This window comes from Bhargavaea massiliensis, from assembly GCF_018390575.1.
In the GTDB taxonomy this organism is placed as follows: domain Bacteria; phylum Bacillota; class Bacilli; order Bacillales_A; family Planococcaceae; genus Bhargavaea; species Bhargavaea massiliensis.
The window spans coordinates 29,669-51,440 of record NZ_JAHBCJ010000007.1 but is presented as its reverse complement, the minus strand read 5'-3'; the positions used below and the strand labels follow the sequence as shown (position 1 = coordinate 51,440).

16 protein-coding genes, 1 pseudogene and 2 riboswitches are annotated in these 21,772 nt (G+C 54.4%); of the genes and pseudogenes, 6 read left to right on the top strand and 11 right to left on the bottom strand.

The features are described 5' to 3' along the window. Window positions 1-47: 47 nt before the first annotated feature. Window positions 48-725 carry an RluA family pseudouridine synthase gene (locus tag KHA84_RS11430; protein ID WP_213423651.1) on the bottom strand — a complete coding sequence of 226 codons (678 nt, stop codon included), beginning with the start codon at window positions 723-725 and terminating at the stop codon, window positions 48-50. Window positions 726-1,056: 331 nt separating this feature from the next. On the opposite strand from KHA84_RS11430, the gene KHA84_RS11425 reads away from it, so the two are divergent. The 5 genes from KHA84_RS11425 to KHA84_RS11405 all read left to right on the top strand — a co-directional run bounded on the left by KHA84_RS11425 (window position 1,057) and on the right by KHA84_RS11405 (window position 7,471). Next, window positions 1,057-1,905 (top strand): MurR/RpiR family transcriptional regulator, encoded by an 849-nt coding sequence (locus tag KHA84_RS11425; RefSeq protein WP_213423650.1) that lies wholly within the window; start codon window positions 1,057-1,059, stop codon window positions 1,903-1,905. A 141-nt stretch (window positions 1,906-2,046) separates the two neighbouring features. Beyond that, complete coding sequence (gene murQ / locus KHA84_RS11420) at window positions 2,047-2,934, top strand: N-acetylmuramic acid 6-phosphate etherase (protein ID WP_213423649.1); 888 nt, start codon at window positions 2,047-2,049, stop codon at window positions 2,932-2,934. Window positions 2,935-2,949: 15 nt separating this feature from the next. Continuing rightward, window positions 2,950-4,314: a PTS transporter subunit EIIC gene (locus KHA84_RS11415; RefSeq protein ID WP_213423648.1), complete on the top strand. Its 1,365-nt coding sequence runs from the start codon at window positions 2,950-2,952 to the stop codon at window positions 4,312-4,314. Between the two features lie 96 nt (window positions 4,315-4,410). Beyond that, a complete protein-coding gene (locus KHA84_RS11410) occupies window positions 4,411-5,490 on the top strand; it encodes a DUF871 domain-containing protein (protein WP_213423647.1) in 1,080 nt (359 codons plus the stop codon). Between the two features lie 52 nt (window positions 5,491-5,542). Continuing rightward, entirely contained in the window at window positions 5,543-7,471 is a 1,929-nt protein-coding gene (locus KHA84_RS11405) for an elongation factor G (RefSeq protein ID WP_213423646.1), read from the top strand. Window positions 7,472-7,554: 83 nt separating this feature from the next. Here KHA84_RS11405 and KHA84_RS11400 read toward each other — a convergent pair. From KHA84_RS11400 to KHA84_RS11360, 9 genes and pseudogenes are all read right to left on the bottom strand, one after another. Beyond that, a pseudogene (locus KHA84_RS11400) lies at window positions 7,555-7,778 on the bottom strand (sodium/glutamate symporter); the annotation flags it as partial. Window positions 7,779-7,862: 84 nt separating this feature from the next. Next, window positions 7,863-9,050, bottom strand: a complete 1,188-nt coding sequence (gltS, locus tag KHA84_RS11395) for a sodium/glutamate symporter (protein WP_213423645.1) — start codon at window positions 9,048-9,050, stop codon at window positions 7,863-7,865. Between the two features lie 438 nt (window positions 9,051-9,488). Beyond that, a complete protein-coding gene (locus tag KHA84_RS11390; protein ID WP_213423644.1) occupies window positions 9,489-10,157 on the bottom strand; it encodes a carboxymuconolactone decarboxylase family protein in 669 nt (222 codons plus the stop codon). Between the two features lie 127 nt (window positions 10,158-10,284). Further along, window positions 10,285-10,390: riboswitch (SAM riboswitch) on the bottom strand. 212 nt (window positions 10,391-10,602) lie between these two features. After that, window positions 10,603-12,105: a sodium:solute symporter family protein gene (locus KHA84_RS11385; protein WP_213423643.1), complete on the bottom strand. Its 1,503-nt coding sequence runs from the start codon at window positions 12,103-12,105 to the stop codon at window positions 10,603-10,605. 24 nt (window positions 12,106-12,129) lie between these two features. Next, window positions 12,130-13,506 carry an LLM class flavin-dependent oxidoreductase gene (locus KHA84_RS11380; RefSeq protein WP_213423642.1) on the bottom strand — a complete coding sequence of 459 codons (1,377 nt, stop codon included), beginning with the start codon at window positions 13,504-13,506 and terminating at the stop codon, window positions 12,130-12,132. Window positions 13,507-13,681: 175 nt separating this feature from the next. Beyond that, a riboswitch (SAM riboswitch) is annotated at window positions 13,682-13,787 on the bottom strand. 169 nt (window positions 13,788-13,956) lie between these two features. Beyond that, window positions 13,957-15,609, bottom strand: a complete 1,653-nt coding sequence (locus tag KHA84_RS11375) for a catalase (protein WP_213423641.1) — start codon at window positions 15,607-15,609, stop codon at window positions 13,957-13,959. Between the two features lie 305 nt (window positions 15,610-15,914). Beyond that, window positions 15,915-16,895 (bottom strand): MBL fold metallo-hydrolase, encoded by a 981-nt coding sequence (locus KHA84_RS11370; protein ID WP_213423640.1) that lies wholly within the window; start codon window positions 16,893-16,895, stop codon window positions 15,915-15,917. A 23-nt stretch (window positions 16,896-16,918) separates the two neighbouring features. Continuing rightward, window positions 16,919-17,434: a hypothetical protein gene (locus KHA84_RS11365; protein WP_236823258.1), complete on the bottom strand. Its 516-nt coding sequence runs from the start codon at window positions 17,432-17,434 to the stop codon at window positions 16,919-16,921. A gap of 402 nt (window positions 17,435-17,836) precedes the next feature. Continuing rightward, window positions 17,837-18,538: an SDR family oxidoreductase gene (locus KHA84_RS11360; protein ID WP_213423639.1), complete on the bottom strand. Its 702-nt coding sequence runs from the start codon at window positions 18,536-18,538 to the stop codon at window positions 17,837-17,839. A 70-nt stretch (window positions 18,539-18,608) separates the two neighbouring features. Here KHA84_RS11360 and KHA84_RS11355 point away from each other — a divergent pair, with 70 nt between their 5' ends. Beyond that, complete coding sequence (locus KHA84_RS11355) at window positions 18,609-19,133, top strand: hypothetical protein (protein WP_213423638.1); 525 nt, start codon at window positions 18,609-18,611, stop codon at window positions 19,131-19,133. A 28-nt stretch (window positions 19,134-19,161) separates the two neighbouring features. Here the strand turns inward: KHA84_RS11355 and KHA84_RS11350 are convergent, their stop codons facing one another. Continuing rightward, complete coding sequence (locus KHA84_RS11350) at window positions 19,162-21,576, bottom strand: DUF2339 domain-containing protein (protein ID WP_213423637.1); 2,415 nt, start codon at window positions 21,574-21,576, stop codon at window positions 19,162-19,164. Window positions 21,577-21,772: the final 196 nt, after the last annotated feature.

Here is a 21,772-nt window from a genome sequence, read left to right as displayed (position 1 = left end):
GCGCCGCTCCGAAAAAGACTGACGGCTCGGATGTACTTCCTTCCGATTCAGGAAAGTTCCCAGTAGCTCCACGGCTCCGTTTCCGGCGGCAGACTCGTGACAAACAGCGGCTCCTTTTTCACAGGATGGGTAAAGGCAAGAGCCTTTGACCAAAGTGCGATTTGCTGTCCAGGGCGGTTGACGGAAGCCCCGTATTTCTGGTCTCCGTAGAGCGGACAGCCGACCGAAGACAGCTGGACGCGGATCTGGTGGGGGCGGCCGGTCTCCAAACGCACGGAGACAAGGGTCAGGTCCCCCTTCCGTCCGAGAACTTCGTAGTCCAGCACCGCTTTTTTTGCGTCTTTCACACCTGGTTTCACAACAGACACCTTGTTCTCTTTTTTATCCTTGAGCAAATGATGCTCAAGGCGGCCCTTTTCTTTTTGAGGAGTGCCGCGGACAACCGCGATATACTCCCGGTCCATGTCACGGCGACGGAGTGCATCAGACAGGCGCGATGCCGCCTTGGATGTTTTTGCGAAGACGATCGACCCTCCGACAGGCCTGTCCAGCCGGTGGACAAGGCCGAGGTAAACATTGCCGGGCTTGTTGTCGCGGTCCTTGATCATTTCCTTCAGGGCCGTCAACAGGTCCTTGTCTCCCGTCCGGTCCTCCTGGACGGGCATGTTCACCGGCTTTTCCACGATCAGCAGATGATTGTCTTCAAAAAGTATTGGGATATTCATTATCGTCAGCTCCTTTTAAATTGATCTGAGAGGAATTATCGTGAGGATCAGCCCTCTTCCACTTTTCGCACGCAAACTTCTGGGATTCGTAAGCGAACACGGACAGCGCTCCACTTTCACACGCGAACTTCTATAATTCGTACGCAAACACGGAAAGCCTTCCACTTTTCGCACGCAAATTCCGGGATTCGCATACAAACCTTGGAGGCTCTCCGCTTCCTCATTCATTTTACCAGAGGCGGGTTGCCCGCTGTCTGATATACTGGACGCAATCACGCCGGCCAGCCATATCCGGCTGGCAGACCATCCCAGCACAAGGAAGGACCTGACCATGAGCTCACTTCTTAACCGTATCGAACAAAGCCTCACCAGTTTGTCAGACGCCGAGCGGGCCATCGGGGAGTACATCCTGAAGCATCCCGACCTGGTGCCCAACATGACGACACGGGACCTGTCCAAAAACAGCGGAGTCAGCGAATCAAGTGTCGTCCGCTTCTGTAAATCAATCGGCATCGGCAGTTTCAAGTCCTTCAAGCTGGAACTCGTCAAGGACCTGACGCTTACCGGCATGAATTTGACGGATTTCGATATACTGCATCATCAGGACACGCCGTACGATCTGTTCCGGAAGGTCACCCACGTCAACAAGTCGGCCATCGAGGCCATCCCTTCGTCCCTCGACCGCAAAGAATTCGAAAAAGCCGTCAGCATCCTGAAAGACGCGGGCCGGCTCCTGTTCTACGGCGTGGGCGGTTCGGCAACGGCCGCAACGGACGCCTATTATAAGTTCACGAAGCTCGGTTACTCTTGCCAGAGCCATCATGACTTTCACTTCATGCTGTCCGCAATTCCCTACCTGGACGGGCGCTCCGTGTTTTTCGCAATCAGCAACTCCGGAAAAACCAAAGACGTGCTGGAGCTTGCGCGCTTCGCGCAATCCAAAGGGGCCACAGTCATTGCCATCACCAACCTGGACAAGTCCCCTCTCTATAGAGAGGCGGATATCCGGCTGTGCACGCCGGTCGTGGAGCAGGACCACCGGATCGGCAGCATCTCCTCCCGGATGACCCAGCTGACCATTATCGACGCCCTCTATCTCAGCCTTTTTCACGCAATCGGCGAATCCGTCATCGATCAGTATCACGAGGCCCGGAACGAAGTCCTCCGCCTACGCAGATAATCACCGGCAAGGAATTGGCGATCAGGCCTTTCCTGCCGGTTTTTTCGACAGATGAAGAAAAAATATTCTCCATATTGACAATTAATTTCTTTTTAATAGAATGAATTCATGAAACATAATTTCATAACAGTAGGTGAAGACATGCTGGAAAAACTCACGACAGAATCAAGAAATCCGAGGAGCATGAACATCGATACACTTCCGGTCAGGGAGCGCCTGCTGCTCATGGTCGAAGAGGATGCCGGGATTCCGGAAGCCATCCGGAAAGAGATCGATTCAATTGAAAACGCTGTCAGCCTCGTGATCCAAGCATTCCAAAAAGGCGGCCGCCTGATTTATGCCGGTGCCGGGACAAGCGGCAGGCTCGGCATTCTCGATGCTTCCGAGTGCCCGCCGACTTTCGGTGTGGAACCGGGCATGGTCCGCGGTCTGATCGCCGGCGGTGAACAGGCGATCACGACGGCCATCGAAGGGGCCGAAGACGACGCGGAACAGGGCGCCGAAGACATCGCCTCCCTATCCGTAGGCCGGGATGATGTCGTCGTCGGAATCGCCGCAAGCGGCCGCACGCCTTACGTTATCGGCGTGCTGAACCGGGCAAAGGAATCGGGTGCGAAAACCGTGGCACTCAGCAACAACAGCGGCTCCCAAATCGGACGCGTCGCCGACGTGGCCATCGAAGTCGTGACCGGGCCAGAAGTCATCACCGGCTCGACCCGTCTCAAAGCCGGCACTGCCCAGAAGCTGGTGCTGAACATGATTTCCACCATCGCGATGACGGGAATCGGAAAAGTTTACGGAAACCTGATGGTCGACGTGCAGCCCACCAATGAAAAGCTCGTCAAACGTGCCAAACACATCATCATGGAAGCAGCCGGCGTGGACTTTGAAACGGCGGAGGAAGCCTACCAAAAAGCCGGTGAGCAGGTGAAGCCGGCCATCGTCATGCTGCTCCTCGGCTGCACGCTCGAGGAAGCACATGCACGGCTAAAGGAAGCGAAGGGGTTTATCAGGGAAACTCAGAGATAATCTGGAGGGGAAATGATGAAAAAAGAAGAAAAGCTCGCAAGGGGGATCCTGGACCATATTGGCGGCGGGGACAACATTCGCTCCTTCACCCACTGCATGACCCGTGTCCGGCTGGATCTGAAAAATGACAGCAAAGCAGATATCCAGGCATTGAAAAACATCGACGGAGTCATGGGGGTCATCGAGGACGAAACGCTTCAGGTCGTCGTCGGCCCGGGCACCGTCAACAAAGTGTCCGACCACATCACGAAGATGACCGGCATACGGATGGGGGAAACCGTGGATGCCAATGAAGACGACACCGTCAGCCTGAAAAAGGCTGAGCTTAAAAAGAAAAACAACACGCCCGTCAAAAACCTGCTCAGGAAAATCGGAAGCATCTTCATCCCGCTCATTCCGGGGCTGGTCGCTTCCGGGATCATCAACGGGATTGCCGGTTTCGCGAAGAACGCAGGAGTGTCTGAAACAGAGACGTGGATTCAGATCCTCACTCTCCTCGGCGGGAGCATCTTCGGTTACCTGGCGATTGTCGTCGGCTGGAACACCGCGAAGGAGTTCGGGGGAACCCCGGTCCTCGGGGCCATTGCGGGTATTATTACCATTCACCCGGGCCTTGCGGACATTGTCCTGTTCGGGGAAAACTTGCTTCCCGGACGCGGCGGCTTGTTCGGAGCCATGTTCGCCGCCTGGCTGATGGTCGTCTTTGAACGCTTTTACAGACGGTTCATACCAAATGCCGTGGACATCATCGTTACGCCGCTCCTCACGGTTTTATCCGTCGGGCTGCTGACGATTGTGGCCGTCATGCCGGCCGCGGGCGTCTTGTCTGACGGCATCACAAGCGGCATCCATGCCGTCCTGGAAGTCGGCGGTCCCGTTGCGGGAGGACTGCTTGCCGGATTCTTCCTGCCGCTCGTCATGCTCGGGCTTCACCACGGACTTACTCCAATCCATATGGAACTGATCAACTCCATGAATGCAACGTCACTCCTCCCGATCCTGGCCATGGCCGGGGCCGGCCAGGTCGGAGCATCAATCGCCATTTTCGTGAAGTCCCGGAACCAGCGCCTGAAGAATGTCATCAAGGGCGGCCTTCCGGCAGGCTTCCTCGGCATCGGGGAACCGCTCTTGTACGGGGTGACGCTCCCGCTCGGCCGGCCGTTCATCACCGCCTGCATGGGCGCTGCCGTCGGCGGCGCCTACCAGGCAATCATGCATACGGCGGCGAGCGGCATCGGGGTGTCGGGACTGTCCCTCATTCCGCTGATCGTGGAAAACAAGTATCTGATGTATTTCTTCGGACTTGTCATCACTTATACGGCCGGATTCATTTTCACGTATTTCTTTGGCTTCAAGAAGGAAATGGACGAAGGCTTCTGATCATAGTCCCTTATAGAAGCAGGAGGAGAACGTCCGCCATAGGGCCTCTCCCCCTGCTTTTGTCTTCTTAAGTTCCACATAGAAAGGAACCTGTTTATGCTAGGAATCTCTGTTTATCTGAACGAACCGTCTGCTGAAAAGCAGGAAGCGTATATCCGAAAGATACGGGCCGCCGGTTTCCGTGGCATCTTCACTTCTCTCCATATCCCGGAGGAGGACCCGGGGCAATACGCCGGACGGCTCCGGACGCTCGGCAACCTCGCCGCAACCTATGGAATGGAGCTGACTGCAGACATCTCTCCGGCTTCACTCGGCCATCTCGGTCTCACCTTCAGGACGGCTGACCGCCTGCTTGACTGGGGAGTGACCGGACTGCGGGTGGACTACGGAATCAGCGAAGAAGAAACGGCCGCCCTGTCACAGCGGATGACGGTCGCCCTGAATGCCAGTACGCTGACGGCAAAAACGATCCGCAAACTGAAGAAATGCGGCCTCCGTCTTTCTGCGGCTGAAGCATGGCATAACTTCTATCCGAGGCCTGAAACCGGACTCGGTGTGGAGGATTTCCAGATGCGGAACAGCTGGCTGCAAAGCGAAGGCCTGAAAGTCATGGCATTCGTTCCCGGGGACGGTGAGCGGCGGGGTCCTCTATTCAAAGGGCTCCCGACCCTCGAAGACCACAGGGACCGTACGTCCTTTTCCGCCTATCTTGACCTTCTGGACAGCGGATGCGTGGACCACATCTATATCGGCGACCCATCATTGAGTGAACGCTCGCTTGAACAGTTCAGCAGCCATGCGGAGGGTGTATTCCTTCTCAATGCCATACCGGCTTTCCCAGATGCAGCAGCCGCCCTGCCCGGAACCGACCATACAAACCGGCTGGATGCCGCCCGGGATGTAATTCGCTCTGCAGAGTCCCGCATGAACACAAATGTCGGCGATCGACCGATCACGCCTGCCAACACGGCAACACGGCCTGTCGGTTCAGTCACTATCGATAATTCCCTGTACGGACGCTATCAGGGGGAGTTACAGATCATGAAGCGGGATCTGCCCGCGGATGAAAAAGTGAATGTCATCGGCCGCGTGATCGAGGAAGACATGCCGGTGCTCCGGCACGTCAAAGGCGGGGATGTATTCCGCATCCGAATGGCAGACGTACCGCAAGGCTAACACGATTCTGCTATACTATTGAGCAGAATCCGGCCAGGAAGAAGGAATGGACATGTACATGACAATCGGCATTCTCGCCCATGTGGATGCCGGAAAAACAACATTCTCCGAGCAATTGCTCTATCATATGGAAGCCATCCGGACCCGTGGACGGGTGGACCACAAAGATGCCTTCCTCGACAGCCATGCCATCGAGAAAAACCGAGGCATCACCGTATTCGCCGACCAGGCCGTGTTCCGCCATAACGGGACCGAATACACGCTGATCGACACACCCGGCCACGTAGATTTCTCCCCGGAAATGGAGCGGGCAATCCGTGTGATGGATGCGGCCATCCTCGTGGTCAGCGCGGCGGATGGCGTCGAGGGCCATACCGAGACAGTTTGGGACCTGCTCCGGAAGCACCGCGTCCCGACATTCATCTTCCTCAACAAAATCGACCGGGATGGCGCGGAGCGCGAGGCGACCCTGACCGAGATCCGGAAGTCCCTGTCGGAAAACGTGGTCCTCTTGAATGACGGGCTGACCCCTGATGTCATCGAATGGCTGGCGGAACGGGATGAAACGCTTCTTGGGCATTACCTCGAGGAAGGCTTCGATGAGGATGTGTGGATCTGCGCCATGCGCCGCATGACGGAATCTGGGCTGGTCTTCCCTGCAGGAAGCGGCTCGGCTTTGAAAGACATCGGCATCACCGAATTCTTCAATTGGCTTGACCGGCTGTCCGGCCGAAACAGCCCTGATGCGGACGGGCCGTTTGCAGGCCGGGTCTATAAAATCCGCCATGACGAAGGCGGCCAGCGCATCACCTTCCTGAAGATAACCGGCGGAAGGCTTTCGGTCCGGGATGAAATCCGGATTGCGGGCGAACTCCAAAAAACTACTCAGATCAGGAAGTACAGCGGCCGCAAGTACACCGTCCAAGACACGGCGAACTCTGGAGAACTGGTGGCGGTCATGGGGCTTTCAGGCGTCGAGGCCGGCGAGCCCCTGGGAGCGGAAACAAGACGGGCCGCCTTTTCACTCACCCCTTCCCTTTCGGCCGCTGTCCGCTTTAGTAAATCGGTCCACCCGAAAGACATGCTGGCCCATTTCATGCAGCTGGATGCAGAAGACCCTTCCCTTTCCGTCACATGGGATGAGCATGCCAGGGAGATTCGCGTCCGTGTCATGGGTCTGATCCAACTGGACGTACTGAAAGAAGTCGTGTCTGACCGGTTCGGAGAGGACATCACATTCGGCGAGCCGTCGATCCTCTACAAGGAAACGGTTCGCTCCGCAGTCAGGGGCTATGGACATTTTGAACCGCTCCGCCACTACGCGGAAGTCCATCTGTCCATCGTCCCGGCAGAGCGTGGATCAGGTATTACATTCAAGAGCGACTGCCATCCGAATGACCTTCCCCCGGGCTACCAGAACCTCGTCGGCCAGGTGCTCACCGAGAAGCCCCACCGCGGCCTGCTCACGGGATCAACGCTTACGGACTTGGCAATCAGCCTCATTGCAGGCCGTGCGCACAATGAACACACTTCCGGCGGAGACTTCAGGGAAGCAACCCTCCGCGCCCTCCGGCAAGGTCTCGAGAAAGCGGAAAATGTCCTGCTCGAACCGGTGTACGATGTGAAGATCAAAGTAGCGACCGAATTGATGGGCCGTGTGCTGAATGACATCCGGAAAGCACATGGACAGTTCGGGGATCCCGAAACTGACGGAGATGCCACCAGGATCGATGCGCGCGTCCCGGTCTCCACATTCATGGATTATCCTGCTGCCTTCGCTTCTTTTACCAACGGTAAAGGCGCGATTTCACTTCGTCCCGGCGGCTACGAAACTTGCCACAATCCCGAGGAAGTGAAGGCACGGTTCGGCTATGACAAAGATGCCGACCCTGACTATTCCTCATCATCGATCTTCTGCGCCAAAGGCAAAGGCTATTCCGTTCCCTGGCACGAAGCGGAAGCAGCGATGCACCTTCTATAGATTGGTTTTTCGATGCAAGAAGCCGCCCGGCAGGCTTTTCTGCTTGGGCGGCTTTGATGTCCATATTATTTGTAAATTCCCTATTAAGGAGCCAAGATATTGATCGTTGTGATGATGATCGGAGCGGAGAATACATCAATCAGGAAGGCCGTCCGGGAAGGACCATACTTGCCGACGGTCGATGACATATTCGCCATCGCATTTGGCGTTGCCCCAGGCCATGTCCGAGGAACCCGGAAATCATGACCGCTGCATCATAATCTTTGCCGAGCAGCCGGAACAGCACAAACACGGCAAACAGGACGATCAAGCTCCGCCCGTTAGCATGCAGATACAAAAAACCTTTCAGTCCGAACTTGCTTCGGCTGAAAGGTTTTTTGGTTTTATTTTCTTAAGGCGCAAACATATTGATGGTTGTGATAATAATCGGAGCACCAAAGAGGACATCCTGCAGGAAGCCTCCGACGATCGGGACAACCAGGAACGCTGTACGGGATGGGCCGAACTTGTTGACTGTAGCCCCCATGTTCGCCATCGCGTTTGGCGTGGCACCGAGTCCGTGGCCGAGCATGCCGGAAATCATGACAGCCGCATCGTAGTTCTTCCCGAGGAAACGGAAAACCACGAAGATGGCAAACAGAGCGACAAATGCAACCTGCACGAGGACGATTCCGATAAGCGGGAGTGCCAGTCCGACAACTTCCCAAATCTTGATGCTCATCAGAGCCATTGATAAGAAGATGGCCAGGGAGATTTCGCCGATCAAGTTGATTTCCTTCATATTGACAGTGCCGGGGAGCGTACGGTCAGCGACGTTCCGTACAATGACGGCAACGAACATCGCTCCAATATAAGCCGGCAGGACGAATCCTGTTGCTTCGGAAAACACATCGCCGATCATGGTTCCGCCCGCCATCGAAAGAGTGATCAGCGCGATCTGGATCATGAACGAGCGCTCGGTGACCGGCTTTTCCGCCTCTTCGACAAACTCTTCGACTTTCCCCTCAGATGGCTTCAAGTCGTGTTTCTTAATAAGGAACCTTGCCACCGGTCCGCCGGAAAGGCTACCGAAAATCAGACCGAGTGTAGCAGCGGCCATACCGATCGTAACTGCGGAAGAAACGCCCAACTCTTCAATCGTTTGCCCGTAAGCGGCCGCTCCGCCATGGCCGCCGCTCATCGAGACGGCACCGCTCATGACTCCGAGAAGCGGGTCGATACCGAACACTTTGGAAAGCGAGACACCGATGACATTCTGCATGAAGATGAGAATCCCGCAGAAAATCAGGTAAATGATGAGCAGCTTCCCGCCCAGCTTGATCAGCTTCATGCTGGCTCCCAGCCCGACCGTCGTAAAGAATGCGACCATGAAGAGCGACTGCAGGGAAGTGTCCAACGCAATTTCAACGACGCCCGTCGATTGCAGAATAAATGCCAGAATGGCGAAAATAAGTCCGCCGACGACCGGCGCCGGAATCAGGAACCGGTCCAGGATGCCGATCCGGTTAACGAGAGCCATCCCCAACAGGTAGAGGGCCACTGCCAGGAACAATGTAGTAATCTGGTTGATCTCAATCATACTCTGTCACCTTTCTTGAAAAAAATGATACGGTTTCCGGACCCGTCCGCATCCGATCCAAGACCGGCCCCCCTGCGGACTCTCAAGCGGTCCAGAAAACCGCAACGATAATAACGTTTTCAACAATGGCTGAACACGTTTTCATGTATGTGTGCTTTACCCCTTGCTTACTTAATCAACCCTTCTCATGAACGAAAAATTCCGATGTACAATCGCACGGAATTTCATGGAATCGCTTTCGTAATTGTTAAAGGATCGTTTCTTTAGCGATTCACTGTTTTAAAGTATAATCAGTTCCGCTAAATGATTGCAATAGAAAAACTTAATTCCGTACTATTCCAAAAAGTGAATCCGCCAGTTTCTTCAAGGTGCGGCAAGAAAAAGAGACGCCTCCGCATCCTACAAAAAAGGATGCGGAGGCGTCTTTGAAATTCTTGATTAATTGCCGTAAGCGTTCAGCGCATTTACGCTATGCGCAATCGCGGAACCTGCTTTGAGTGCTACCGCCACGAAAATCGCCTCGGAAATCTCTTCGAGGCTGGCGCCGGCTTTCTTGGCGTTTTTCGTGTGAAGGTCGATGCAGTAGGCGCAGCCGGTGGTGTGTGCCGAAGCAACTGCAATCAGTTCCTTTTCTTTCACGCTCAGTTTCCCTGCCTTGAGGGCAGCGCCGTCAAACTTCACGAATGTTTTAAAGGACTCTTCGTCCAGCTCCGCGAACTCCGGCAGGCGATTGAAGTAGGATGCTTTGTAGAACTCTCCGTCACCGCTGCCGTCGTAGGCATTCAGCCCGTTCACCCCGTGTGCAAGGGCAGAGCCCGCTTTGAGCGCTGTCGCGACAAAGATCGCTTCAGCCACTTCTTCCTTGGAGGAATCATTCTTTTTGGCATTGACTACATGCAAGTCGATGCAGTACGGGCAGCCGGTGATATGGGCCACGGCAACTGCAATCAGCTCTTTTAATTTGACGGACAGCTTCCCTTCCGCCAACGCCTGGTCATTGAACTTGAAGAACGTTTCAAACGCTTCCGGAGCGTATTTTTTCAGTTCAAAAATTCTTCCGAAGTATTCCTTTTTGTACAGGCTGTCTGTTTTGGTGGTAGTCGTCATCTCAAATTCTCCCCTTTTCCTCTTTTCTTACTGCCGCTCGGTATTGAGTATCGGATCCGGCCGCAGCAGGCTGTGATCATCAAAAAGCCCCTTCCCGAGGGGGGAAGAGGCGATTGCATCTATTCCACCCTCATCTTTCAAGCATGCGCTTGCTGGAATGAGCACCTTGTTACAGCCGTAACGGTTGCTGCGGGATCATTGGACCAGTTTCCTCCCCCGGCTCTTGATAAGGTCAAAACCTATTCAATTAGTAAGATTATTTTAACCTTATCGGAATAAGACTAGTCTGTCAACATCAAACTTTCAATCTACTTTTCAGATATGATTTCTAACCCTGTTAGTTGAAATACCATTTCCACAATGCAAGTCCGACAATGATATAAGTTATGACAAATCCGTAAAGCCAGATGGTCAGCATCTCATTTACAAACATCCAAACGCCCCCTCATTGCCCCTGTTCTGCATTGGCCAGCTGAATTTCTTTTTTGTCTGCCGCCAGAACATTGGCAAGTACAACCATGACGACAATGCCAATTCCCGTTGCCACAGCTCCGGCTGACATCGTGCTCGGAATCAGGCCGCCAAAGTAAAGGATCAGATAGGCCGCGAGTCCGGTGACCATCGAACTTTCGGCTGCCTTGGCAGAAGCTTTCCGTCTCCCGTATACCGCGTATAAGATCGGGCCCAATGTCCCTGCCGCGACTCCGGAAATACCGATCCACATGATATCTCCCATATAGACGGGCGGTTTCATGACGATGAGAAGGGCGGCGATTCCCACAACCGGAACAGTCAGCCTGCTGATCTGCAGGGCAATCTTCTCCGCCTTTTCCTCGCTGACGCGGACATACCCTCGTCTGACCAGGAATTTCAGGAAAATATCGTTTGCAAACACTGTAGAGATCGAAACGAACAGACCGTCGGTCGTTGACATTGCTGCAGCCAGGATCACGACGCCAAACAATGCGACAATAACGGCGGGAAATGCCCATGCCACGTACTCCATCAAAGCCAGATCCGCTACGATGCCTGCAGATCCCAATGCCACTCTGCTGTATAACCCTCCGAAAAGGACCAATACACACAGCGAAGCGGTGATGACGTAAGTCAGAATCATTTTCCCCAAGTCTTTTTCATTTTTAAGACCCAGGACTTTATTAAATAGATGTGGAGCGGAAGCAAACGCCCATTGGATGCAGATCGCCCCGATTACTGCTCCGATTGAATAGAAGTGAGCGGAATCCGGATTAAAGACGGCCACCAGGTTCGTATCCTGGGCTGCCAGATTATCGGCGATTCCGGCAAACGTGGCCGAGATGCCGTTTTTCCAAAAAATCACGATTCCGGATATGAATATAGCAATCCCCGCAATCGCCATCAGGATCACTTGGACGGCATCCGTGTAAATATCCGCAAACGCCCCGCCGCCGAAAACATACAGAACCACAATGACGGTGATCAGGATCAGCCCGGTGCGGTAATCCATTCCCAATAAGTATTCAAAGATTCTGGCTCCCGCAACAAACTGGGCAGCAATGTAGAAGACATTGAACAGCAAAATGAGGCCGGTCCCCACCCGCAGCAGGTCACTCTTGTAGTAATCCCCCAGCCAATCCGGCAATGAGAGAGATTTCTGTTCCTCGTTCAGCGAGCGGATCTTTTTGGCGACCATCAGAACTCCAATCGCCCCTCCCCCAATCATTGCCAAGGCAAGCCAAAGATTCGTAAGCCCCCACTCATGTGACCAGCCGGGGTACCCCAGGAAAGTCGCGGCACTCAGGTAGGTGGCGGCGAAAGACAGTCCCAGGACGACAGGCCCGAGACTTCCTCCTCCAATCGCGAAGTCCCGGATGTTCTTCGTCTTCTTCGTTCCGATGTAACCGAGAATAAGCATGATTATGAGAAATACAATAAAGCCGATCCAAATAAACAGTTTGACGGTATCCATGGCATCTCCTTCCCTTTCCGACTTCTACTTCACTAATGCAGATATCTGCATTGCGGGATGGCTGTCAGGAAGGCGAGGCGAGTCTGTGCCGAAGAGATTTTCCCGCAACGTCTTTCCTTCATATTCCGTCCGGTAAATTCCCCGTTTCTGCAATTCCGGAACAACATGATCGACAAACTCCCGGAATGTCTCCAGTGAATAGCTTTGTGCGATATTAAAACCGTCTGCATCCCCCACTGTCGCCCATTCTTCAATGCGGTCCGCAATCTGTTCGGGAGTCCCGATAAATTTGGCGGTTCCGTTGCCGAGTCCGTGGTTCAGCACTGCCTCCCGGAGCGTCCATTTCTTGTTCGGGTCTTTTGTGTACATGTCCAGATTCCCCTGTACCGCATCTGTTTCAATGTCCTCGATGTATTGGTCGGGATCATATTTCGAGAAGTCAATGCCTGTATGCCCGGAAAGAAGTGCCGCGGTCCCTTCATAGCTCACATGGTTTTTCAGGTCCTCGTATTTGGCGTGGGCTTCCTCCTCCGTGGAACCGACAATCGGCAGGATCATCGGGAAAATCCGGATGTCATGCGGTTTCCTGCCAAAAGCGGCGGTGCGTTTCCGCAGATCCGCAGAGTAATCCTTCAACGCCTGCAGGGCATGGCCTTTCGTAAAGACTGCCTCTGCATGCTTGGCCGCAAAATCCCTCCCCCTCGGAGATGCACCGGCCTGGAACAGCACCGGCGTCCGCTGAGGCGATGGCTCCGTCAGATGAATTCCCGGGACATCAAAGAATTCACCTTGGTGCCGGACCGGATGAACTTTGGAAGGATCGGCAAATGTATCCCTTTCTCTGTCGTAAACCACTGCGTCATCTTCCCAGCTATGCTCCCAGAGTTTATACACGACTTCCAAAAACTCATCAGCACGATCGTAGCGCTGATGTTTCGGGAGGCGGCCCGACAGCCCCAGGTTGACCGCTTCACTTTCCAAGTAGGAAGTGACGACGTTCCAACCGAGGCGGCCTTCCGTCAGGTGATCCAACGTCGATAGCTGGCGGGCCAATGCATACGGTTGGGCATAGGTCGTGGAAACTGTCGGGGCAAAACCGATATGTTCGGTCACCTGGGCCATCGCAGAAATAATCAGCAGCGGGTCATGGGCAGGCAACTGAACAGCATGGCGGACCGCTGCCTCATGATTGTTTCCATATACTGAATAAGTTCCCAGCACGTCCGCGATAAAGACGGCATCGAATTTTCCGCGTTCCAATACTTTTGCGGTTTCCGTCCAAAAACTTAGCCGGTTATGCTTCATCCCCTGGTCTTTTTCGTGCTTCCATAAACCCGTCGAATGCGGTGACGGCGAGTTTTGAACAAAACCGTTAAGATGAATCTGTTTTTTCTCCCCCATAGGTCGTATCCCCTTTCCGTATCTTTCTTACTAACTGCCCTTATTGAAATAGTCGGAATAAATCTTGTCATGTGCCACTTTGGTCAGTAAGCTGCGCACCAGCCAGCCCCTTTCCTGACAATGGCAATCAAAACGCCCCTTCCCGAGGGGGGAAGAGGCGATATCATCTATTCCACCCTCATCTTTCAAGCGTGCGCTTGCTGGAGTGAGCACCTTGTTACAATCGTAACGGTTGCTGCGGGATCATTGGACCAGATTCCTCCCCCGACTCTTGATAAGGAAATTATTTAATTAGTAAGACTAGTCTCATGTTATCGCTAATCAATTAATCAGTCAACAACGAATATTTAAAATGGTGAAAAAGGAGGATGCATGCTCCTCTGCATACATCCCCCGATTCAAGCGTCATCAGAAGTTGGACAGCCTATGATGACCGGAATTTTTTACTGATTAGTAGCCGTCTGTTTCCCGGCTCTTTTCTATTGCTTCATCGACCGCTTCGTTCTGGGCAGTTGTGCCGCCTTCACCGTATTTCGACTTGACGCCGGCTTCCTGGCCCGGGAGACGATGGTCATCTCCTTTTTCTTCAAGTTCCTTCATCTTCGCCTCGATGCCTTCCTTCACGCGGCGGCCGTAATCTTCATCGGCCTGTGTGAAGTGGTGAATCATTGCATCTTGGATGCGCTTATCGCAGATTGCCAGCACATCGGACAGGTTGGAGATGAGTTCTTCACGCTCCCACTCTTCGAATGCGCGGTAGGTTTCGCCGGCCTGTCCGTAGTTGTTCGGACGGTCAATCGGCTCGCTCATGACTTTGCCGCTGTATTCCGGGTTGTGAGGCGTACGCTCGGACGTGTCCGCTTCCTGCAGGCCGCCGATCATGGACGGCTCGTAGTTGATGTGCGGATTGCCGCCCGCTTCTTCAGGTGTACGGTAGCTCATCGCACCGCGGTGCTGGTTCGTGCGGACTTTCGCTTTCGGTGCGTTGACCGGCAGGTGGAGGTAGTTGGCACCCACACGGTAACGCTGCGTATCGGAGTAGGAGAATGTCCGGCCCTGGAGCATCTTATCATCGGAGAAGTCCATGCCGTCTACGAGGACGCCCGTACCGAATGCCGCCTGCTCAATCTGGGAGTGGAAATCCGTCGGGTTTTCGTTCAGGACCATTTTGCCGACCGGCAGCCATGGGAACTTGTCTTCCGGCCAGAGTTTCGTGTCATCCAGCGGATCGAAGTCGAGTTCCGGATGGTAGCCGTCTTCCATGATCTGGACGTAAAGTTCCCATTCAGGATACTCGCCGCGCTCGATCGCTTCGTAAAGATCCTGGGTCATGTGTCCGACGCTTTTCGCCTGGATTTCTGCCGCTTCTTTTGTAGTCAGGTTGCGGATGCCCTGTTTCGGCTCCCAGTGGTACTTGACGAGGACCGCTTCGCCTTTGTCGTTGACCCACTTGTACGTATTGACACCTGAGCCCTGCATGTGGCGGTACGTCGCGGGACGGCCCCATGGGGAGAACAGGAATGTGATCATGTGTGTCGCTTCAGGCGAGCGGGACACGAAGTCGAACATGCGGCGCGGGTCCGGAACGTTCGACGCCGGGTCTGCCTTAAAAGCGTGGATCATGTCAGGGAACTTCATCGCGTCGCGGATAAAGAAGATTTTCAGGTTGTTTCCGACGAGGTCCCAGTTGCCGTCTTCGGTGTAGAATTTCACCGCGAATCCGCGTGGGTCACGGTCGGTTTCCGGCGAATCCTTCGAACCCGCAACCGTGGAGAAGCGGACGAGGACAGGCGTCTTTTTGCCTGCTCCCTGGAATACTTTGGCTCGGGTGTACTTTTCGACCGGCTCGTCACCGACTTTACCGTATGTCTCAAAATAACCGAATGCGCCTGTGCCGCGTGCGTGAACGACGCGCTCCGGTACTTCTTCACGGTCGAAATGAGAAATTTTTTCGATGAAGTGATAGTTCTCCATCATTGCAGGACCGCGATTGCCAAGCGTTTTGATGTTTTGGTTGTCGATTACGGGATGCCCCTGGCGAGTGGTCAGAGACTCGCGTTCAACCTGTTCATTGGAACCATTCATCTTTTTGTCTTCAGCCAACATGAAAACCTCCTTGTGGTGTCGATACCCTTATACTACCTGTTTTCAGAATGTTTTTAAAGTAGAAAGGGGCTTCTTGTTTAGAATGAGTTTCTTTCTATAATCATTCTAAACAACTTCAAATCAAGTATAATGAACCTCCGGAGAATCTGCAAATGATTTGAGCCAGACAATTGATTGTCTTCCCCTATTCGTATGTAATTATGCATTTTCTTCATATAATGTCCGGTTTCATCACCGCACCATATGTAACAGCTCGGATTGAGAATCAAAAACCATAAATGAGAGCCCTTTTACCATAATTGTCAAGCGGGATGATAGTGCCATATTCCTTCATCCGACGTTTTTGTGATTTTCCCCTGTTCCTCGAGATAGTCAAGGTGGCCGATGATTTCCGACATGACGAGCGGGAACTGCGTCCTGTACAAGTCCCGGTAATAGGCCTCGGTAATCCGGGCGGGGACTGAAATACCGCTCCCGATCAGCTTTAGAAGTTTCTCGCATTTACGGTCCATCCGGGAAATCCTGTCTCGGACAAGTTCTTCGATATTGCGGATAGGCTCATGATGACCCGTATACAGGATGTCTGCACCGAGTCCGGCCAATCTTTCGAGAGAGCGGCGCTGCTGGCTGACCGACGGGAGCCGGCTGCCACTGAGCGCAGGATCGATGATTGCATTGACCGAGGAACCGTCGATCAGCACATCGCCCGTGAAAGCCGTGCGGCCCGCTGCATCCAGGAACGTGATGCTGTCCGGCGAGTGGCCGGGTGTCTCGATCACCTCGAAGCCGAATACCTGATCTCCCTCGCCAATTTCGTTGATTTCCGTTTGAAGCGCATGCCGGGGCGCTTCCCGTATGGTCTGTTCAAGCCGGGCAAAGCGCTCCGCTCCCATATCCCCGCCGCCCATTTCGCTGTATAGACGTCTGAAAAATTCAAGCCGCATCTCCAGAAAACCCCTGTCCAATTTCAGCCTCGGAACCGCTTCCCGATGGGCGTAAACCGGAATGTCTTTGATGTCCAAGATTCTTGGCACGAGCCCCGCATGGTCCTCGTGATGGTGCGTCAGTAAAATCGCGTCCAAGTCGCTGATTTCAGCACCTGCCTGCTCCAGTGTGTTTTCGAGGAGCTTCATACAAGCATCGGTATCCACTCCCGCATCAATCAGGGCAAGTCCGCCTTCCCTTTGGATCAGGTAGAAGTTAATCGTCTTTAAAGCCGGATAATCCGACGGCTGAATGATCGGATAAATGGTATAGGTCTGTTGTCTGATGGCTTCTGCCATGTCCCCACTTCCTTCCCCACTCGCTAAATCGCTGCCATCTTTCCAGCAGCAACCATCACCGATTCGGCAAACCGGCCGATGGCCCCCATATGTTCTTCATCAAGCCGGGTGTTGAACTCCGCCTCCACTCGGTTCTTCCACCCCGTATCCCCTTGGGGGTAGTCGAAGCTCAGTGTTTGTTTAATCCTGATATCGCGCTCCCATAGTTCTGCAAGCATGGCGCCGATTTGTTCGCATTGTTTGGCAGGGGCAGTGACCAGCTTTTCGAACCGCACCCGGAGTGTTACTCCCGGCTCAGCTTCCTGCATCTCGAGAATTTCACCGGCAAGATCGCTCGCGGATGCGCTTAGCTCCACTTCCACCGGAACTTCCGGCCGTTCTGTCCGGACAAACCGGATGACAAGCGTCCGTGACAAGTCGGCGAGATCCATGACGTCTGACCGTCCCGTGATCAGGATCCTGCCCTCCAGATTGTCCAGGTTATAGAAATGGTTTTCAAAAGCGACCTTGAGGTTTTCAAAAATCGTCGGGTCTGACATACCGGCCGCCTCCTTTTTCGTTGTATTGTCTTCCATCTTACGGAAAAGCGCGAAATAGTTCAATAATTCAAAACTCAAGCTTCCGCTCCATGTCTATCCTCATGACTGCCGCCGCCTTCGCGGGTGTCGTGACGCCTATTGTCGCGACATCGATGATGGTGAGCATCTGATGGCGGCAAATGTTCCTGATCTTTGGGGCTGTCGGGTTAGACGGCGATGCCGATACTCCGGCGGTCGATCAGCCCGCTCCGGGAAGTGTTCCTGTGTGAGTGTGCTCATTGCGTAAAGCGAATAGCAAACGGCACGGACTCTGGTCTTACCTGCGGGCCGGCGGCCGTGCCGTTTGCTTTATGCTGCCCATGAACCTTCGTCTTCGGACAGCCTCTGACTTATACCTCTGATTTAGACAGGCCGTATGGTGATTTCGTTCACGTTGACATGAGCCGGCTGGGTAAGTGCGTAGACGATGGCATCCGCGATGTTTTCAGGATCGAGGATTTTCCGGTCGACGCTTCTTGACCCCATCAGCGGGGTATCGACCATGCCCGGAGAGATGTTGGTCACCCGGACTCCGGTGCGGGCCAGCTCCTTTTCAAGCCCCATCGAGATCGCCCGGACGGCAAACTTGGTCGCGCTGTAAACGGTGCTCGTCTTTGTCACCTCATGGCCCGAAACAGAGTCGATGTTCAAGAGATGTCCGGAACCCCGCTGAATCATCTCCGGCAGCACGGCATCCACACCGTACAGGACGCCCTTGATGTTGACGTCGATCATGCTGTCCCATTCATTCGTTTTCCCGGAGCGAACCGTCCCGGCAAGCATCTGTCCGGCATTGTTGACGAGGACATCGACAGCGCTGTATGCATTCCTGGCCTGTTGGACAAGTGCCCGGACACTTGATTGATCGGCCATATCCGTCGGAACCGCAATGGCTTCACCGCTCCCGCCGCTGTTAATCTCCTCTTCCACGTCCGCCAGCTTTTCCGCGCTTCTCGCCGCCAGCACGACATTCATTCCCTCTTTAGCAAGCCGCCTGGCAATCGACTTCCCGATTCCGCTGCTCGCTCCCGTTACGATGGCTGTTTTGCCGCTTAAGTTCTCCATTTTGCCGCCTCCTTTTCATTCATCCTATACCCGGGGACGGGGTAGTTAGACAGTTCTTGTCGGGGAGAATGTGTGGTTAGCGGAAGGTTCGGCGGGGTCGGCGGTTTCGCCATTCATGAGCTTAGTTTCGGCATTCGTCACTCCGGTTTCAGCATTCGCGGCGATTTTCTCGTCACTCGCCCAGGCCTGGCGTTCCAATGACGAAATGATTTGGCGGAATGACGAAACCGGCCCCTTAAATGACGTAATCAAACGGGCGAATGACGACACTGGTGATGGCACCTGGGCAGTAGAATATCTCCCTATCTATGCTGCCTTCTTAACTGAATCGCACCAGATGAAGAGCGGCCTGCGGACTTTTCATCACCCTCTCCATTACCGGGGAAGACCGGTTTCGTCATTCATGAGCTTGGTTTCGTCATTCGTCACTCCAGTTTCAGCATTCACGGCGATTGTCTCGTCACTCGCCCGGGCCTGCATGACCAATAACGAAACCGGTCTACCGAATGACGAAACTGCCCCTGCCGGCGAAATAAAAAAACTTCCGGATCATATCCGGAAGCAAAAGGCGTCGCAGGAAATCAGTTTCCACTGATTTTCTGGACAGCCCCGAATGACTCTCTTTATTCCCCATCATCTCTCTGCAATGTTCTCGAATAAATGAGGCCCGCCGCGCCGACCGCGGTAAAGAGGATGGCGCGGATGACGACCGAGACCGATGCCAGGTCAACGATGAAGAGTTTCAGGAAGCTGATGGCCAGCAGGACAAACCCTGCAATCCGCACCGCTTTCCAATCCATCTTCCGGCCGACTGAGATCGAAACAAACGCGAACAGGAAAAGGAGAAAAGTATGGACAAATAGCACCGTCTCACTTTCCCAGCCATATTCCCTGACTGCGGAAAAAAGCCATTTGTTGATCAGGAAGAAGTAGAAAATTTGAAGCAGAAACGCGGCTGCAGGCACTTCCAGACCCTCTTTGGAGACCCGCCTCCCGCGGATTTCTTTTATGAGCAGATCAGTCACTCCCGTTGCGAACAGCAGGCTGACGATCAGGCTGAGCCAGTAGCCGCCTCCCTGCCAGCCGGTCATCGGCAGGAACAAGAGGAGCATGCCGAGCACAACGAATTCTACCTTCCCGGCTATTGCTACATACTTGCCGCGTGCGCTCCGCCTCAGGAACGTGCTGCCGAATGCCAGCAGCCCCAGGATTCCGATCCGGAGGTGCGACTCCGGTCCGAATGCGAGATCCGCATCCCGGAGAAGAACACCTGACAGCCGGAACAGATAGATCAGGACGACGATCTGTCCCACAATCAGTGCAGCATCGATCTGCGGGGTCTTGATCCAGGCCGGCGGATGCTGGTAAAACGCGGCGAAAATCAGCATCAGCGTACCGATGAACATGAGCCATACCGCATGTTCCGCGGAGAAAACTTCATGGAACCAGCCGAATGATAGCGCGGACAACGCACCGAGTGCATACAGCCCGCCTGACACCGCAAGCGTGCGCATCGCACCGGAGCGGAGCGCCGCCCAGATGCCGGCCGCTCCGGCCACAAACAGCAGCATCAGCTTGAAGGCCGGTTCATCCATCCGGAAGCTGAAGATGAAGGCGGCGGATGCCGCCACGGCCATCGTCGACAGGATGTCCTGGAGTGCGGAATCCTTCAGCATGCGGGCATAGACGGCCAGCGACGCGTAGAGCACTGCCAGAACGCCGTAGGCCACCTGCAGGAGCGGTTCATCAAACAACAGAATCCACATGATGCCGAACACGAAGTTGACATACAGCAGCACTTCCGTGAACAGGAACCGCGGAATGCTTCCCTTCAGGTAGAAAGATAAAAGCGCCAGGTGCTGGATCAGTGCGGTCGCGGCCACCAGGTTCTCATGTCCGCCCCTAACGCCGTCCAGGAGCAGATATAGATAGAGCGTTACATTAAACAGAAGGAACAGGGCGTAAAACGTCACCCTGTGACGGCTCCGGATCGAAACAAAAAACAAAGCCAGGAACAATATCAGGACATACGCGCAGAACATCGCCGCGGATGCCCCCTCCCCTTCCAACAGGAACGGAAGAAGGAAGCCCGCAATCGCCGTGAACACGGTGAGCGTCTCCGATCGGGTCCGGATGGAAGCGTAGATTCCGGCAGCCACATAAGCGATGCCGATCAGGAATGCCGGAATGAGCGGCAAATAGCCGTACAGCTGGTTCGCCGCGAACGTCGTCAGGATGCCGAGGGCGATCGTCCCGCCCCAAAGTGTCAGGCCAAAACCGCGCCGTGCTCCCCGGATGGAGCGGTAGCCGAGGTAACCGAGCAGGACAGATGCCAGATAGCCGAGGACCACCCGTACCCCCTCAGTGATCCAGCCCATGTCGAAGCTGACCTTGAGCCCCCAGAGCACGCCAAGCAGCAGGATGACCATGAACACTCTCGGCAGCCAGACGGCAAACTGCCGCTCGAAGTCGAATGGCTTCTGCTCCCTGAACACCGGCTTCGGTGGTGGAGGAGGCGGGATGCGCTCTTCCCTGTCTGCCCGCTCGCGGCTTACTGCACCCGGTTGCCGCAGCCAGCCGTAGGTGCCTGCCGGATGTCCCGGCGTCTCGGGCTGTTCCGGTTGTCCCGGATTCCCGGTTGCCGGTTCTTCAGATTGTTCGGGCTCTGCTTTTATCGTATTTTTCGGTTCATCTTCAGTGTCCGCAGCGCCCCCGAGCCCGATGCTCGCCATCATTTCCGACAGGGACGGCGGACGGGCTGCCTCTGGTTCTTCCCCCGGCTTTTCCGCCACCGGTTCCTCGCCCTCCTGTATTGCAGGCGGTTGTTCCTCCACTTCGGCAGATTCCGGTACCGGATCAGGCACCTCTTCTGGAATTTCATAGTCATCCAGACCTTCCGCCACACTTTCCTGGCGGTCACTGTCCTTCTCCGCATCGTCCTCCCCGGCTTTCAAAGACTGCATCTCCTGTCTCATCGCCCGCATCTCCTCTTCCATGCCGGATAGACGTTTCAGGATTTCTTTGATTTCCTCATTCACGGGGTGTCCCCCTTTCTGCTCAAACTATACGTTTATCCAACGGAATGGTTCCGTTTTTTCCATTACCTTCTATTACTCTACCGGAAAACCCCGCCGCCCGGAAGAAAAGGTTTAAAGAAGCGGGGTTAGGCAATAGGAGAAGAGAGTCGGACTCCGGCCTCATTATCAATTTACATAGTACACCGGCCGGAGAGGA